15 protein-coding genes are annotated in these 13,388 nt (G+C 71.7%); 8 read left to right on the top strand and 7 right to left on the bottom strand.

Going from position 1 to position 13,388, the window contains the following annotated elements; translation table 11 throughout:
- Positions 1-49 precede the first annotated feature (49 nt).
- The 3 genes from ACIP6U_RS04760 to hisN form a co-directional block, all read right to left on the bottom strand.
- Positions 50-466 (bottom strand): Fur family transcriptional regulator, encoded by a 417-nt coding sequence (locus ACIP6U_RS04760; RefSeq protein ID WP_123997860.1) that lies wholly within the window; start codon positions 464-466, stop codon positions 50-52.
- A 110-nt stretch (positions 467-576) separates the two neighbouring features.
- Positions 577-969 carry a cyclic nucleotide-binding/CBS domain-containing protein gene (locus tag ACIP6U_RS04755; protein WP_401713028.1) on the bottom strand — a complete coding sequence of 131 codons (393 nt, stop codon included), beginning with the start codon at positions 967-969 and terminating at the stop codon, positions 577-579.
- 182 nt (positions 970-1,151) lie between these two features.
- Positions 1,152-1,952, bottom strand: coding sequence for a histidinol-phosphatase (gene hisN, locus ACIP6U_RS04750; protein WP_123997858.1), 801 nt, complete (start codon positions 1,950-1,952; stop codon positions 1,152-1,154).
- Positions 1,953-2,159: 207 nt separating this feature from the next.
- Here hisN and ACIP6U_RS04745 point away from each other — a divergent pair, with 207 nt between their 5' ends.
- Positions 2,160-2,768 (top strand): TetR/AcrR family transcriptional regulator, encoded by a 609-nt coding sequence (locus ACIP6U_RS04745; protein WP_401713024.1) that lies wholly within the window; start codon positions 2,160-2,162, stop codon positions 2,766-2,768.
- A gap of 300 nt (positions 2,769-3,068) precedes the next feature.
- Here the strand turns inward: ACIP6U_RS04745 and ACIP6U_RS04740 are convergent, their stop codons facing one another.
- The 4 genes from ACIP6U_RS04740 to ACIP6U_RS04725 all read right to left on the bottom strand — a co-directional run bounded on the left by ACIP6U_RS04740 (position 3,069) and on the right by ACIP6U_RS04725 (position 6,672).
- On the bottom strand, positions 3,069-3,392 hold the full coding sequence (locus ACIP6U_RS04740) for a DMT family transporter (protein WP_401713021.1): 324 nt from the start codon (positions 3,390-3,392) through the stop codon (positions 3,069-3,071).
- Positions 3,393-3,467: 75 nt separating this feature from the next.
- On the bottom strand, positions 3,468-4,478 hold the full coding sequence (gene rsgA, locus ACIP6U_RS04735; RefSeq protein ID WP_401713018.1) for a ribosome small subunit-dependent GTPase A: 1,011 nt from the start codon (positions 4,476-4,478) through the stop codon (positions 3,468-3,470).
- Between the two features lie 17 nt (positions 4,479-4,495).
- The gene (gene aroA, locus ACIP6U_RS04730; protein ID WP_401713015.1) at positions 4,496-5,812 is read right to left on the bottom strand and encodes a 3-phosphoshikimate 1-carboxyvinyltransferase; all 1,317 of its coding nucleotides are present in this window, start codon (positions 5,810-5,812) and stop codon (positions 4,496-4,498) included.
- Positions 5,813-5,949: 137 nt separating this feature from the next.
- A complete protein-coding gene (locus ACIP6U_RS04725) occupies positions 5,950-6,672 on the bottom strand; it encodes a M50 family metallopeptidase (RefSeq protein ID WP_401713012.1) in 723 nt (240 codons plus the stop codon).
- Positions 6,673-6,722: 50 nt separating this feature from the next.
- Here ACIP6U_RS04725 and ACIP6U_RS04720 point away from each other — a divergent pair, with 50 nt between their 5' ends.
- The 7 genes from ACIP6U_RS04720 to ACIP6U_RS04690 all read left to right on the top strand — a co-directional run bounded on the left by ACIP6U_RS04720 (position 6,723) and on the right by ACIP6U_RS04690 (position 13,267).
- Positions 6,723-7,538 carry an SOS response-associated peptidase gene (locus ACIP6U_RS04720; protein WP_401713009.1) on the top strand — a complete coding sequence of 272 codons (816 nt, stop codon included), beginning with the start codon at positions 6,723-6,725 and terminating at the stop codon, positions 7,536-7,538.
- Positions 7,539-7,578: 40 nt separating this feature from the next.
- A complete protein-coding gene (locus ACIP6U_RS04715) occupies positions 7,579-8,208 on the top strand; it encodes an alpha/beta family hydrolase (RefSeq protein WP_401714391.1) in 630 nt (209 codons plus the stop codon).
- A gap of 257 nt (positions 8,209-8,465) precedes the next feature.
- Positions 8,466-9,149: an RNA polymerase sigma factor SigR gene (gene sigR, locus ACIP6U_RS04710; RefSeq protein WP_221297653.1), complete on the top strand. Its 684-nt coding sequence runs from the start codon at positions 8,466-8,468 to the stop codon at positions 9,147-9,149.
- Complete coding sequence (gene rsrA, locus ACIP6U_RS04705; RefSeq protein WP_123997849.1) at positions 9,146-9,448, top strand: mycothiol system anti-sigma-R factor; 303 nt, start codon at positions 9,146-9,148, stop codon at positions 9,446-9,448. Before sigR ends, rsrA begins: the two co-directional genes overlap by 4 nt.
- Positions 9,449-9,599: 151 nt before the next feature.
- The gene (locus ACIP6U_RS04700; RefSeq protein ID WP_401713005.1) at positions 9,600-10,910 is read left to right on the top strand and encodes an HD-GYP domain-containing protein; all 1,311 of its coding nucleotides are present in this window, start codon (positions 9,600-9,602) and stop codon (positions 10,908-10,910) included.
- Between the two features lie 20 nt (positions 10,911-10,930).
- The gene (locus ACIP6U_RS04695) at positions 10,931-12,172 is read left to right on the top strand and encodes an HD-GYP domain-containing protein (protein WP_401713002.1); all 1,242 of its coding nucleotides are present in this window, start codon (positions 10,931-10,933) and stop codon (positions 12,170-12,172) included.
- Between the two features lie 114 nt (positions 12,173-12,286).
- Entirely contained in the window at positions 12,287-13,267 is a 981-nt protein-coding gene (locus ACIP6U_RS04690) for a hypothetical protein (RefSeq protein WP_123997846.1), read from the top strand.
- Positions 13,268-13,388 lie beyond the last annotated feature (121 nt).

Raw genomic sequence — 13,388 nt, 5'->3', positions numbered from 1 at the left:
ACCCGGCATCCATGGAGGACGCCGGGGCTTCGAGGGGGCTTGGGTGCGGCTAGGCCGCCGAGCAGTTCGGGCAGACGCCTCGGTACGTCACCTCGACGTCCGAGACCTTGAAGCCGAAGCGCTCCGAGTCGGGGAGGTCGGCCAGCGGGTTGCCGCTCGGGTGGACGTCCTTGATCGTGCCGCACTGGGCGCAGACCAGATGGTGGTGCGGCTGGTGCGCGTTCGGGTCGTACCGCTTGGCGCGCTTGTCGGTGGAGACCTCGAGGACCTCGCCGAGGGAGACCAGCTCGCCCAGCGTGTTGTACACCGTCGCCCGGGAGATCTCGGGGAGCTTCGCGACAGCGCGCGCGTGCACCTCGTCGGCGGTCAGGTGGACGTGCTGGCCGTCCAGGACCTCGGCCACGACACGCCGCTGTGCGGTCATCCGCCATCCGCGTCCGCGCAGCCGCTCCAGAAGGTCACTCATGCAGGTCAGTTTAACAGCGGGAGGCCCAGAAGCCGAACAGGTGTGACTTTGGAGCCTGACCGGTCTTGGACTTTGTCCACGGTGGCGCCCGCGAGGACGCCACCGCGCGATCAAGCCGGTACGTGCTGCCGGGCCGGAACCCAGCAGCGGATGATGTCGCGGACCGAGACGATGCCGACGGCGTCGCCGCGGTCGAGGACGACGAGGTGGCGGAAGCCGCCGTGGGTCATGGCCGCGGCCGCCTCTTCCAGCGTCCAGGACGGGGCGGCGAAGACGACGTCGGTGGTGGTGTGGGCATGGGCGCGTTCGGAGTCCGGGTCCTGGCCGAGGCCGATGGAGTTGAGGATGTCGCGTTCGGTGAGGATGCCGATGCCACCGGCGTCGGGGTCGAGGACCACGGCGGCGCCGATTCGGCGGGCTGACATCAGGGCGGCTGCCTGGCGGAGGGTGTGGGCGGGACCGATCGTGAGCACCACGGTGCTCATGGCTTCGCGGACGAGCATGGGCTGCGAGTCACCTCCCGGGAACCCCTGATAGTTCAGGGATTCACAAGTTCACAAATTGAGGGTGCCATCAGAGTCCCAGGTAAAGCAACGGTCAACAAGAGGGCGCGCACGGCCAATTGAGGGCGTGCGTGCTCATGCGTGCTCGCCGCTGGTGTCGACGCGCCCCTCAGTAACGCAGCTCAGTAGCGCTGGTTGAGGTATCCCAGCAACTCGTCGTGCAGCAGCCCGTTCGACGCCGCCGCGTTGCCGCTGTGCGGGCCGGGGCGGCCGTCGAGACCGGTGAACTCGCCGCCGGCCTCCGTCACGATGATCGCGTTGGCGGCCATGTCCCAGAGGGACAGCTCCGGTTCGGCGCAGATGTCCACCGCGCCCTCGGCGACCAGCATGTACGGCCAGAAGTCGCCGTACGCGCGCGTGCGCCACACCTCGCGGGTCAGGTCCAGGAAGCCGTTGAGGCGGCCCTGCTCCTCCCAGCCGGAGAGCGAGGAGTACGCGAAGGAGGCGTCCGTCAGTTTCGAGACGCGGGAGACGCGCAGCCGGGAGGCCGAGGAGAGGCTGCGGCCTGTGAAGGCGCCGTGGCCCTTGGCGGCCCACCAGCGGCGGCCGAGGGCGGGGGCGGAGACGACGCCGACGACGGGCCGGTAACCGCCCTCGGCGGCCTCCATGAGGGCGATCAGCGTGGCCCACACGGGGACCCCGCGGACGTAGTTCTTGGTGCCGTCGATCGGGTCGACCACCCAGCGCCGGGGGCCCGTGCCCTGGACGCCGAACTCCTCGCCGAGGAACGCGTCGCGCGGGCGGCCGCGCTGGAGCTGGCCGCGGATGATCTCCTCCGCCGCCTTGTCCGCCTCGGTCACGGGAGTCATGTCCGGTTTCGTCTCGACCTTCAGGTCGAGCGCCTTGAAACGGCCCATGGTGGCCGAGTCGGCGGCGTCCGCGAGGACGTGGGCGAAACGGAGGTCATCCTGGTAGTCCGGCATGGAACGCACGCTATCCGTCGGCGTCGCGCCGGTGCCAGCGTCCCCACCTCACGGTTTGGCGGCACATTGACGGGCCGCGGCCGATCGGTCCACGGGGTGTGACGGCACGTAGTGTCCGACGGGCGCCCCCCAGTGCGCTCGCGAACCCTTGACAGTGCTCCCTCGCGCGTCAAATCTGGGCGCAGAGTGCTCCGCCCGAGGGAGGCGATGATGCCTGCAGCGCGGGAATCCCTACTGGACGCCGCCTATACGGCGTTGGCCCGTCGGCCGTGGTCCACGGTGCGGATGGTGGACGTCGCCGCCGCGGCCGGTGTGTCCCGGCAGACGCTCTACAACGAGTTCGGCAGCAAGGAGGGGCTCGCCCGGGCCCTGGTCAGACGAGAGGCGGACGGCTATCTCGCCGGCGTCGAACGGGCGCTGGCCACCCACGCCGACGCCCGCGACCGGCTCACCGCGACCGCCGAGTGGACGGTGTCCTCGGCCCGCGAGAACGCGCTCGTACGGGCCATGCTGACCGGTTGCTGGAGCGAGCGGCTGCCCTCGCCGACGCTGTCCGCGGTGCCGTCCTCCTCGGCCGTACCGGCGCAGCGGCGGGCCGACGGTCCGCTGCCCTCGCCCGGCGACTTCGTGGCGATCGTCCGGGACCGGGCCGTGATCCAGCTCTCCGCCCCCGGCACCCCCAAGTCGGAGACCGCCGACCTGACCCGCTCCTGCGAACTGGTCACCCGTCTCGCCCTGTCCTGCGTCTCGGCGCCGCCGGGGGAGGGAGGCGTGTCCGACCTGATCCGCACGGCCCTGTCCCGCCAGCCGGCCTGACGGGTCCCGGGGGCCGTGCGGCGGAGAGTCGCAGGCGTCGCGAGCGGCCGGACGCGCTCACCCACCGCCTCGACGGCGTGAGAACCCCGGCCGCGCTGTCGTCTCGCCGGCCGCCGGCTCGGCCTTCCCCTGCCGCGCTCGTGCGCGGAGTAAGCGGAGTAAGCGGAGGAATCCGCCGCGTCGCCGCCGCGGCGGAGGTTCACGGCAATGCTCCTGCGCCGCGCGACCGCGCCTGCCGGGTCCCGCCCGATCCGGCCAGGGCGCCCGGCACCCGCAGCCGACCTGATCCGCCGGACGGCCCTAGTGCGCCGAGCCCGACAGCTGGAGGCCGATCACGCCCACGATGACGAAGCTGATCGAGATGAGCTTCAGGGTGGAGACCAGGTCGCCCAGGAAGATCATTCCGTAGATCGCGGTGCCGGCCGCGCCGATGCCGGTCCAGACGGCGTACGCGGGGCCGACGTCGAGTTTCTTCAGGGACAGGGTGAGCAGGCCGAAACTGCCGAGTGCGAAGACACAGAACGCGATCGTGGGCCACAGTCGCGTGAAACCGTGCGAGAGCTTGAGGCACACGGCGAATCCTGTCTCCAGCAACCCGGCCACCACCACCAGCAGCCACGCCATGTGCTTGTCCTCCCGTATGCGGCTCGGTGCGATTATGCACTTGCCGCACACAGGTAGCGCCAAACAACGCGGAGGTCAGTCGCCTTCCTTCCGCTCCCGGGTGGAGAGCAGCCGGCGCAGCGAGTACAGCCGGGCCGGGTCCGCGTGCCCCTCGGCCACCCACGCGTCCAGCGCGCAGTCCGGCTCGTCGTGACTGCACGCGCGCGGGCAGTCCGCGGTGCCGGGCTCCAGGTCGGGGAACGCCTTGATGACCCGGGACGGGTCCACGTGGTGCAGGCCGAAGGAACGGACGCCGGGTGTGTCGACGACCCAGCCCGAGTCGTCCGGCAGCGGGATCGCGCGCGCCGACGTCGTGGTGTGCCGGCCGCGTCCGGTGACGGCGTTGACGATTCCGGTGCTGCGCCGCCGCTCCAGCGAGACCAGCGCGTTGACGAGGGTCGTCTTGCCGACCCCGGAGTGCCCGACGAACGCCGTGATCTTGCCGTCCAGCTGCTTGCGCACCCGCTCCACCGCGCTGCCGTTCTCCAGCTCCTCGCGGCTCGTGACGACGTAGGGGACGCCCAACGCGCCGTACATCTCCAGGAGTTCGTCGGGCGGGGCCAGGTCCGACTTGGTCAGGACGAGCAGCGGGTCGAGGCCGCCGTCGTAGGCCGCGACCAGGCAGCGGTCGATCAGGCGCGGCCGGGGTTCGGGGTCCGCCAGGGCCGTGACGATGGCCAGCTGGTCGGCGTTGGCGACGACCACGCGCTCGTAGGGGTCGTCGTCGTCGGCCGTGCGGCGCAGCACCGAGGTGCGCGGCTCGATGCGGACGATCCGGGCGAGGGTGTCCTTGTCGCCGGACAGATCGCCGATGATCGCGACCCGGTCGCCGACCACCGCGGCCTTCCGGCCCAGTTCGCGGGCCTTGATCGCCATCACGACCCGGTCCTCGACCAGACAGGTCAGCCGGCCCCGGTCCACGGTGAGGACCATGCCCTCGACCGCTTCCTCGTGCTTGGGCCGGATGTTCGTACGCGGCCGGTTGCCCTTGCGGTTGGGGCGCTGACGGATGTCGTCCTCGTCCGTGTTCTTGCCGTAGCGGCGCATGACTGGTTCCCGTGCCCCTACGCCCCGAGCATCCCGGTCCACAGGTCGGGGAAGTCCGGCAGGGTCTTCGCCGTGGTCGCCACGTTCTCGATCTGCACGCCCTCGACCGCGAGGCCGATGATCGCGCCGGCCGTCGCCATGCGGTGGTCCTCGTAGGTGTGGAAGATCCCGCCGTGCAGCCGGCGCGGGCGGATGTGCAGGCCGTCGGCGGTCTCGCTGACGTCACCGCCGAGTTCGTTGATCTCCTTGGTGAGCGCGGCCAGCCGGTCCGTCTCGTGCAGGCGCAGATGGGAGACACCGCGCAGGGTCGAGGGGGAGTCCGCGAGGGCGGCGACCGCCGCGATGCCCGGGGTCAGCTCGCCGACCTCGCTCAGGTCCACGTCGATGCCATGGATCGCGCCGGATCCGGTGAACTCGAGCCCGTACTCGGTGAGTTCGCAGGAACCGCCCATCTCGGTGAAGATCTCGCGCAGCTTGTCGCCCGGCTGGGTGGTGCGGGCCGGCCAGTCCGGGACGACCACCTTGCCGCCGGTCACCAGGGCCGCCGCCAGGAACGGCTGCGCGTTCGACAGGTCCGGCTCCACCGTCAGGTCCCGGCCGAGCAGCGCGCCCGGCGTCACCCGCCACACGTTCGGCTCGCCGCCCGACTCCGGGGTGTCCACCTGGGCGCCGACCGCGCGCAGCATGTCGACCGTCATCCGGATGTGCGGCAGCGAGGGCAGCGAGGAACCGATGTGCCGCACCTCGACGCCCTGGTTGAACCGCGGCCCGGACAGCAGCAGCGCCGACACGAACTGCGAGGACGAGGAGGCGTCGATCTCGACCGGCCCGCCGTCCAGCGCCCCGCCCCCGTGCACCGTCAGCGGCAGCGTGCCGCGCCCGTCGTCGTCGATCCGCGCACCGAGCACGCGCAGCGCGTCGATCACGCCGTGCAGCGGACGCTCGTACGACCTCGGGTCGCCGTCGAAGCGGACCGGGCCGTCGGCAAGGGCGGCGACCGGGGGCAGGAAGCGCATGACCGTGCCCGCGTTGCCCACATCCACCGTCGCCGGGCCGTGCAGGCCGGTCGGGAGCACCCGCCAGGTCTCGCCCGTGCCGTCGGGGCCGACCCCCTCCTCGATGTCCACACCCATCGCCCGCAGGGCGGCCGCCATCAGCAGCGTGTCCCGCGAGCGCAGCGGGCGGCGCAGCCAGCCGGGCTCCGAGGCCAGTGCGGCGAGGACCAGGGCCCGGTTGGTGACCGACTTGGACCCCGGCACGTGGACCGTCGCGCGGACGGCTCCGCTCGCGTGCGGGGCGGGCCAGAGTGAGGTGTGTGCGGGGTTTACGGTCATGCGCTCCACCTTAGTGGCTGTCGGTGACCGGAGATCTTGATCAAATGCGGTGAAACCACGGCGAAACAACGGCATGGGAAGTGCCGTGCATATATGCGCTCACCCGGCCCCGCCCGGCCGGCCGGGGCCGTCGCCGCTCAGACGTCGAGCAGCCAGCGCCCGCCGCCGATGAGCGCGCACAGTGACACCGCGTGGAACAGGAAGAACCACAGCCCCGCCGGTACGTGGGTCAGCCGCGAGAGCTGGTCCGCGTCCGAGTCGCCCGCGCCGCCGCGGCTCCGCTTGGCCTGCAGCTCGAACGCCGGGCGCACCCCGCCCACCAGCAGGAACCACACCACCGCGTACGCGAACGCCGCCTGCACCTGCGGCCCCGCCAGCCACGACACCAGCAGGAACGTGCCGCCGGTCACGACGACCGTCAGCGCGCCGTACGCGTTGCGGATCATCACCAGCATCGCCACGAGCAGCGCCGTCGCCAGCCACAGCAGCAGCGTGATGTGCCCGGCGGCCAGTAGCGCGGCGCCGCCGAGGCCGAGCAGCGGGGGAGCGGTGTAGCCGGCCGCCGCCGTGAGGATCATGCCGAGGCCGTGCGGCTTGCCCCGGCTGACGGTCAGGCCGCTGGTGTCCGAGTGCAGTCGTATGCCGTTGAGCTGCCGGCCGGTCAGCAGCGCGACCAGTCCGTGGCCGCCCTCGTGGGCGATCGTGATGGCGTTGCGCGACAGCCGCCACAGGCCGTGCGGGACGATCACCGCGAGCGCGGCGACCAGGGTCGCGATCACCACCCACAGATCAGGATCGGGCTGGGTGCCGAAGACCCGGTCCCAGAGGTCGGGCAGCGAGGTGGCGGCGAGGCTGTCCATGTTCGGCGGTGGCTCCCTCTGGTGACGCGGAATCTGGCAGTGTTGCACGTATGTGCGGACGGTATGCAGCGAGTCGTGGACCCGAGGATCTCGCAGGAATCTTTGAGATCGAGAAGTGGGAGCCCGAGGAGACGCTGCCTCCCGACTACAACGTGGCCCCGACCAAGGAGGTCTACGCAGTCCTGGACCGTCCTCTTAAGGACGTGCCCGATCCGCGACCGGTTCGCCAGCTGCGCAAGCTGAAGTGGGGCCTGGTCCCGTCCTGGTCGAAGACGCCCGAGGGCGCCGCCCGGATGATCAACGCCCGCGCCGAGACGGTCCACGAGAAGCCGTCGTACAAGCGGGCCTTCGCCACCCGCCGCTGCATCATCCCGGCCGACGGCTACTTCGAGTGGGTCACCGGCACCCAGGAGCGGGATCTCGAGGTCGAGGGGAAGAAGAAGCGGCCGCGCAAGCAGCCCTACTTCGTGCTGCCCGCCGACGGCTCGGTCTTCGCGATGGCCGGGCTCTACGAGTTCTGGCGGGACCGGACCCTGCCCGACGACCACCCGCTGGCCTGGTGGGCGACCTGCTCGGTGATCACCACCGAGGCGGAGACCACCCCGCTCGCCGTCGCCCCCGAGGACGGCCCGCACGCCCTCGCCGACATCCACCCCCGGATGCCGCTCATGCTCACCCCCGACCGCTGGGACTCCTGGCTCGACCCGTCCCGCACGGACGTCGAGGACCTCCGCTCCCTGCTGGTGCCCCCGCCCACCGGCCTGATGCGCGCCTACCCGGTCTCCACGATGGTCAGCAACGTCCGCAACAACGGCCCGGAGCTGCTGAAGGAGCTGGAGGGGCCCGAAGAGGGCACACTCTTCTGATGTGACGACGAAGATCATCAAGACCGGGATCGCGACGGAGATCGTGACCGAGATCGTGACCACGGACGCGGGGGACGCCCGTGTCACCTGGCACCCGGCGAAGAAGCCCCGGCTGGTGCTGGCCGTGAGCCACGGCGCCGGCGGCGGCATCGAGGCGCGGGACCTCCAGGCCCTGGCCGCCGTCCTGCCCGGGCACGGAGTGAGCGTCGCGCTCGTCGAGCAGCCCTGGCGGGTGGCCGGCAAGAAGGTCGCGCCCGCGCCCAAGACCCTCGACGTCGGCTGGCGGGGCCTGTGGCCCGCGCTGAGCGCCCCCGGGCTCCCGGTGGTCTCCGGCGGGCGCAGTGCCGGCGCCCGGGTCGCCTGCCGTACGGCGACCGAGCTCGGCGCGCATGCCGTCCTCGCCCTCGGCTTCCCGCTGCATCCGCCGGGCCGCCCGGAGAAGTCACGCGCCGGGGAACTGCTCGGATCCGGGGTGCCCACCCTCGTCGTACAGGGCGGCAACGACCCCTTCGGCAGGCCCGAGGAGTTTCCCGACGGGGAGTTCGAGCTGGTCGAGGTGCCCTTCGGGGATCACGGGTTCGCGGTGCCCAAACGGGCGGACATCGGCCAGGACGAGGCACTGGGGATCATCACGGACGGTGTCGTCCGGTGGATCACGTCACTCGGGTAAAGAGCGGGAATGTGCGGCGGCGGCCCACTGTTGAGCGGGACAGAAGTGCTGAACAAGCAGCACTTGAAGCAGTGGGAGAGGAAGTCCGCCGTATGGGTTCGACCATCTGCCCGAGCCGTGACAGCCGCACTGACCTGGACTGGACGGTGCTGACTGCGGCCAAGACCACCCCGATTCGAGGGGCGGCGGGGACGGGTCGTCGTCTATCCTCCGAAGCTGGTGGGGCCGGTCTCGGTGCCACCCGCAATCTTGAGGAGGTGGGTCCGGTCACTGGGATCGACGCAGGGACCGACAACGGCCAGGCGGAGCTGCCCGAGGGCCAGGGCGTCAGCGCGGAGTCGACGACGGAGCGCCGTGCGCGCTTCGAGCGTGACGCGCTCGAATTCCTCGACCAGATGTACTCGGCGGCGCTGCGCATGACGCGCAACCCGGCCGATGCGGAGGACCTGGTGCAGGAGACGTACGCGAAGGCGTACGCGTCCTTCCACCAGTTCCGCGAAGGCACCAACCTCAAGGCGTGGCTGTACCGGATCCTCACGAACACGTTCATCAACTCGTACCGCAAGAAGCAGCGCGAACCCCAGCGCTCCGCGGCCGAGGAGATCGAGGACTGGCAGCTCGCCCGTGCCGAGTCGCACATGTCGACGGGTCTGCGCTCCGCGGAGTCGCAGGCGCTCGACCATCTGCCGGACTCGGACGTGAAGGAAGCGCTCCAGGCGATCCCCGAGGAGTTCCGCATCGCCGTCTATCTCGCCGATGTAGAGGGCTTTGCGTACAAGGAGATCGCGGACATCATGGGGACACCCATCGGAACGGTGATGTCCCGGCTGCACCGGGGCCGCCGTCAACTGCGCGGCATGCTGGAGGACTACGCCCGTGAGCGCGGGCTCGTCCCGGCCGGTGCCGGAGAGTCGAACGAAGCGAAAGGCTCGGGCTCATGAGCTGCGGAGAGCCGCACGAAACGGACTGCAGTGAGGTCCTCGACCATCTCTACGAGTTCCTCGACAGCGAGATGCCGGACGTCGACCGCGCCAAGTTCAAGCAGCACTTCACCGAGTGCTCGCCGTGTCTGGAGAAGTACGGCCTCGAAGAGGCCGTGAAGAAGCTGGTCAAGCGGTGCTGCGGTCACGACGACGTGCCCACCGACCTGCGCGCCAAGGTCCTGGGGCGGCTCGATCTGATCCGCTCCGGGCAGGCGGTGCCGGACCACGACGTCGCCGCGGCCCCGCAGGAGTCGTAGCCTCCCGCAGGAGTTGCAGCCTCCCCGGACCCCGGGTTGAACGGGCTGTCGTCACTCGAACGTGCTAATCGGCGGGTCATCGGCCCGCGGACTCCCCCTGTGCCGCCCTAGGCTCCTGAAGTCTGGGCAGGCTCGGCCGGGGAGGGGCGTGATGGAGGCGGTTCCGGCACGGGCTCGTGCGTACGTCGCCTGTGCGGTCCTCGGTGCCCTGTCCTGTCTGCTGCCGCTCCCCACGGTGGAGACGCCGTGGTGGGCCGTCGGGTTGCTCGCCCTGGTGTACGCCGGGTGCGAGCAGGCCGCGGCACGGTGGCGGTTCGCCGGCACCTTCTACCCCGTCCTGCTCGCCGGCGCGTTCCTGCTGCCGCCGCCCGCCGCCGCCCTGGTCGCGCTGCCGGGGGCGCTGCTCTCCCGCGTCGACCAGCGCCAGCCCTGGCTGCGCCGCCTGTGGCGTGCCGCCCAACTGGCCCTCGCCGTATGGGCGGCGGCCCGCGTGCACTGGGCGCTGGGCGGCCGGGACGCGGTCGTCGGCTCCGACTTCCCGTACGCGCTGGTCCCCGCCGGGGCCGCGGTCCTCGCCTTCTGTCTGGCGCTGACCGTGCTCGACGGCGGGATCCGCGCGTTCGCCGAGCGGGTGCCCGTACGGCGGGCCTGGCGGGGGCTGTTCCTGCGTTCCCTCGCGCCGATCGCCGTGCACGGGCTGGCCGGGCTGATGATGGCCGTGCTGTGGCGCAGCCGGTACGGGCCCGTCGCCGCGCTGCTCGTGCTGCTGCCGATGTGCGTGTCCTGGTGGGTCTTCGCGCAGTACCACCGCGAGCGCGCCGCCCACCAGGCGACCATCCGGGCGCTGGTGCAGGCCGTCGACATCAAGGACGGCTACACCCGCGGACACAGCGAGCGGGTCGGCCAGGCCTCGATGATGATCGCGCGCGAACTGGGCATGGACGACGCCCGAGTTGAGGTACTGCGCTTCGCCGGCATCCTGCACGACGTCGGCAAACTCGGCGTCCCCACAAGGCTGTTGCGCAAGGACGGTCCGCTCACCCCCGAGGAACGGCGGGTGATCGAACTGCACCCCGAGTACGGACACGAGATGGTGCGCGGCATCGGCTTCCTCGGCGAGGCCCGGGCCGCGGTGCTCCACCATCACGAACGGCTCGACGGCAGCGGCTATCCCTACGGGCTGATGGGTGGTCAAATCCCCGAGCCCGCAAGGGTGGTGGCCGTCGCCGACGCCTTCGACGCGATGACGTCCACCCGCTCCTACCGCAGGGCCCGCCCGGTCGCCGCCGCACTGGAGGAGCTCCAGCGGTGCGCGGGCGCCCAGTTCGACCCCCGGATGGTCACCGCGCTGACGCGCGCGCTGGCCAGGGACGGCTGGCACCCGGCGGTCACGGCCGACGAGGAACGGGACGCGTACGTCGTCCCGGGCTCGCCGGTCCCCGGTCGGTCGGGGGTGGGGTGATGCCGGCAAGGGGCATGCCGATGACCGCTCCTCCCTCGCTGAAGCAGCTCATCCACGCCGCCGCCGCGCTCCTGGCCGCCGGTTTCCTCGGCGTCACCCTCTGGACCGGCCTCGACGAGCGGCCGGCCGCCCTCGCCTTCGGGGTGCTCATCACCGTCGGCGAGCTGACCCGGTGGACCGGTGCCCGGGTGCGGGAGGCCGCACCCCTCGGGGCCGCCGGGGCACTGTCGTACGCGCTGCTCGGCGCGGACGCCGGACGGCCCACCGAGCACGGGGTCGCCCAGATCGTCACCGTCGTGTGCGCCGCCTCGCTCCTGGGCAGCGTGCCGCACATCGCCCGCGGACAGGGACCGGTCCTCGACCATCTGGCCCGCCGGGTGCTGACCGTCGCGTTCGCCGCCGTCTGCTTCCAACCCCTCTACAACCGGGGCGTGTTCGGCGAGTGGGTCGGCCCCGCCTACGCACTCCTCCTGCTCGCCCTGCTCTCCCTCACCGCCCTGTGCGACTGCGTGCTCGCCGCCGCGCTCGCCCGCTCCCGCACCGGCTGGCCCTTCGGCCCGCTGCTCCGCGACGAACTGCGGGCCCTGCTCGGCATCGGCTCCGCCGTGTGCGCCACGGGCGCGGTGATGGCGCTCGCGGTGGCCGTCGTAGGACTGTGGGCGCTCCCGGTGTTCTCGCTGCCCCTGCTGCTCACCCAGCTCTCCTTCAAGCGGTACGCGGCCGTGCGCACCACCTACCGGCAGACCATCGCCTCCCTGGCCCGCGCCACCGAGATAGCCGGATACACCCCCGCGGGGCACGCCCGCCGGGTGGCCGAACTCAGCCGGGCCGTCGGCCGCGACCTGGGGCTGACCCGGCCCGAGCTCACCGTCCTGGAGTACGCGGCCCTCATGCACGACATCGGCCAGCTCAGCCTCGTCGACCCGGTACCGGCCGGCGCCACCGCCGTCCTGCCCGCCGCCGAACAGCGGAGGATCGCGCTGCTGGGCGGGGCCGTCGTCCGCCAGACCGGGGTGGACGCGGCGGTCGCCGTGGTCGTGGAGCGGCAGGCCGACCCCTGTCGGGAGCAACCCGTCGCCGCCAGGATCGTGCGGGCCGTGAACGCGTACGAGGAGAAGGTGCAGGGCGCCGGTCCCGGCGGGCCCCTCACCGCCCTGGAGGAGCTGCGTCTGGCCACCGCCGGGGACTACGCGCCCGAGGTGGTGGAGTCGCTGGCCCGCGTCCTGGCACGGGACTGTCTGACCCTGCCCATGGCGGGGTAACCCATGGGTAATGAGCGGCCTCCCAGACCTACGTGGTTGGATGCGAAAGAGAATGAGAAGGTGTCCGGGGGCAGCACTGGCCAGCCCACAGAACGGAACTGGCAGGCGGGAATCGTGAGGATCTTCGGCAAGGGACGGCACCGGCCCTCCGCCTCCTGGCGGCAGGCCACCGATCGCGCCTTCACGCTGATCGGCGACGGCCGCTACGAGGACGCGGGCGCGCTGCTGACACGTGCCGCCGATCTGGAACCCTGGCTGTCCGAGTCCTGGTTCAACCTCGCCCTGCTGCACAAGTTCCGGCACGACTGGGAGCAGGCCCGGGCCGCGGGCCTGCGGGCCGTCGCCCTCCTCGACCGCGAGACGGGTGCACCTGACTGGTGGAACGTCGGCATCGCGGCCACCGCCCTCCAGGACTGGCCGCTCGCCCGACGGGCGTGGCAGGCGTACGGGCTGCGGGTACCGGGCGGTGCGACGAACTCCGGCGAGCCGGTCGGGATGGACCTCGGCAGCGCGGCCGTACGACTGTCCCCCGAAGGGGAGGCCGAGGTCGTCTGGGGCCGACGCCTGGACCCCGCCCGGATCGAGGTCCTGTCGATTCCGCTGCCGTCCTCCGGGCGGCGCTGGGGCGAGGTAGTCCTGCACGACGGGGTGCCGCACGGCGAGCGGACCACGACCGCCGGGCACGCCTACCCGGTCTTCGACGAGATCGAGCTGTGGGCGCCGTCGCCCGTGCCGACGTGGGTGGTCCTCCTCGAGGCCGCGAGCGAGGCGGACCGGGACGCGCTGGAGCAGTTGGCGGCGGACGCGGGATTCGCCGCGGAGGACTGGTCGTCGTCGGTGCGGTTGCTCTGTCGGACGTGTTCCGAGTCGCGGATGCCGTCCGACGAGGGGGACGGGGAGCATCTCGATCCGCACGATCACAGTGAGCCGGGGCATCCCGGGCCGCTGGGGCATCGCACGGACGGGCAGATGTGGGTGCCGGAGCGGGAGTGTGGGGTGGCGGCGCCTGCCTCGCTGGTGCGGGGGTTGCTGGACGGGTGGGTTGCGGACAGTCCTGACTCCCGGGACTGGCGGGATCTCGAAGAAGTTTGCTGAGACCGGGTTTCGGCTGCGAGCCGTGTGTGGCTGGTCGCGCAGTTCCCCGCGCCCCTACGGGGCGCAGCCCCGATTACGCTGTACTCGCAGAATCTCTCAGGTTGCAGGAAGGCATACGTCG

This window comes from Streptomyces sp. NPDC088794 (assembly GCF_044750545.1).
Taxonomy (GTDB): domain Bacteria; phylum Actinomycetota; class Actinomycetes; order Streptomycetales; family Streptomycetaceae; genus Streptomyces.
This window is presented reverse-complemented; position numbering and strand designations above follow the sequence as displayed.

Bases quoted from the DNA above. Each gene is read 5' to 3' on its own strand.
- ACIP6U_RS04760 (WP_123997860.1), bottom strand. From the start codon at position 466: ATGAGTGACCTTCTGGAGCGGCTGCGCGGACGCGGATGGCGGATGACC.
- ACIP6U_RS04755 (WP_401713028.1), bottom strand. From the start codon at position 969: ATGCTCGTCCGCGAAGCCATGAGCACCGTGGTGCTCACGATCGGTCCC.
- hisN (WP_123997858.1), bottom strand. From the start codon at position 1,952: ATGCCGGACTACCAGGATGACCTCCGTTTCGCCCACGTCCTCGCGGAC.
- ACIP6U_RS04745 (WP_401713024.1), top strand. From the start codon at position 2,160: ATGATGCCTGCAGCGCGGGAATCCCTACTGGACGCCGCCTATACGGCG.
- ACIP6U_RS04740 (WP_401713021.1), bottom strand. From the start codon at position 3,392: ATGGCGTGGCTGCTGGTGGTGGTGGCCGGGTTGCTGGAGACAGGATTC.
- rsgA (WP_401713018.1), bottom strand. From the start codon at position 4,478: ATGCGCCGCTACGGCAAGAACACGGACGAGGACGACATCCGTCAGCGC.
- aroA (WP_401713015.1), bottom strand. From the start codon at position 5,812: ATGACCGTAAACCCCGCACACACCTCACTCTGGCCCGCCCCGCACGCG.
- ACIP6U_RS04725 (WP_401713012.1), bottom strand. From the start codon at position 6,672: ATGGACAGCCTCGCCGCCACCTCGCTGCCCGACCTCTGGGACCGGGTC.
- ACIP6U_RS04720 (WP_401713009.1), top strand. From the start codon at position 6,723: ATGTGCGGACGGTATGCAGCGAGTCGTGGACCCGAGGATCTCGCAGGA.
- rsrA (WP_123997849.1), top strand. From the start codon at position 9,146: ATGAGCTGCGGAGAGCCGCACGAAACGGACTGCAGTGAGGTCCTCGAC.
- ACIP6U_RS04700 (WP_401713005.1), top strand. From the start codon at position 9,600: ATGGAGGCGGTTCCGGCACGGGCTCGTGCGTACGTCGCCTGTGCGGTC.
- ACIP6U_RS04695 (WP_401713002.1), top strand. From the start codon at position 10,931: ATGACCGCTCCTCCCTCGCTGAAGCAGCTCATCCACGCCGCCGCCGCG.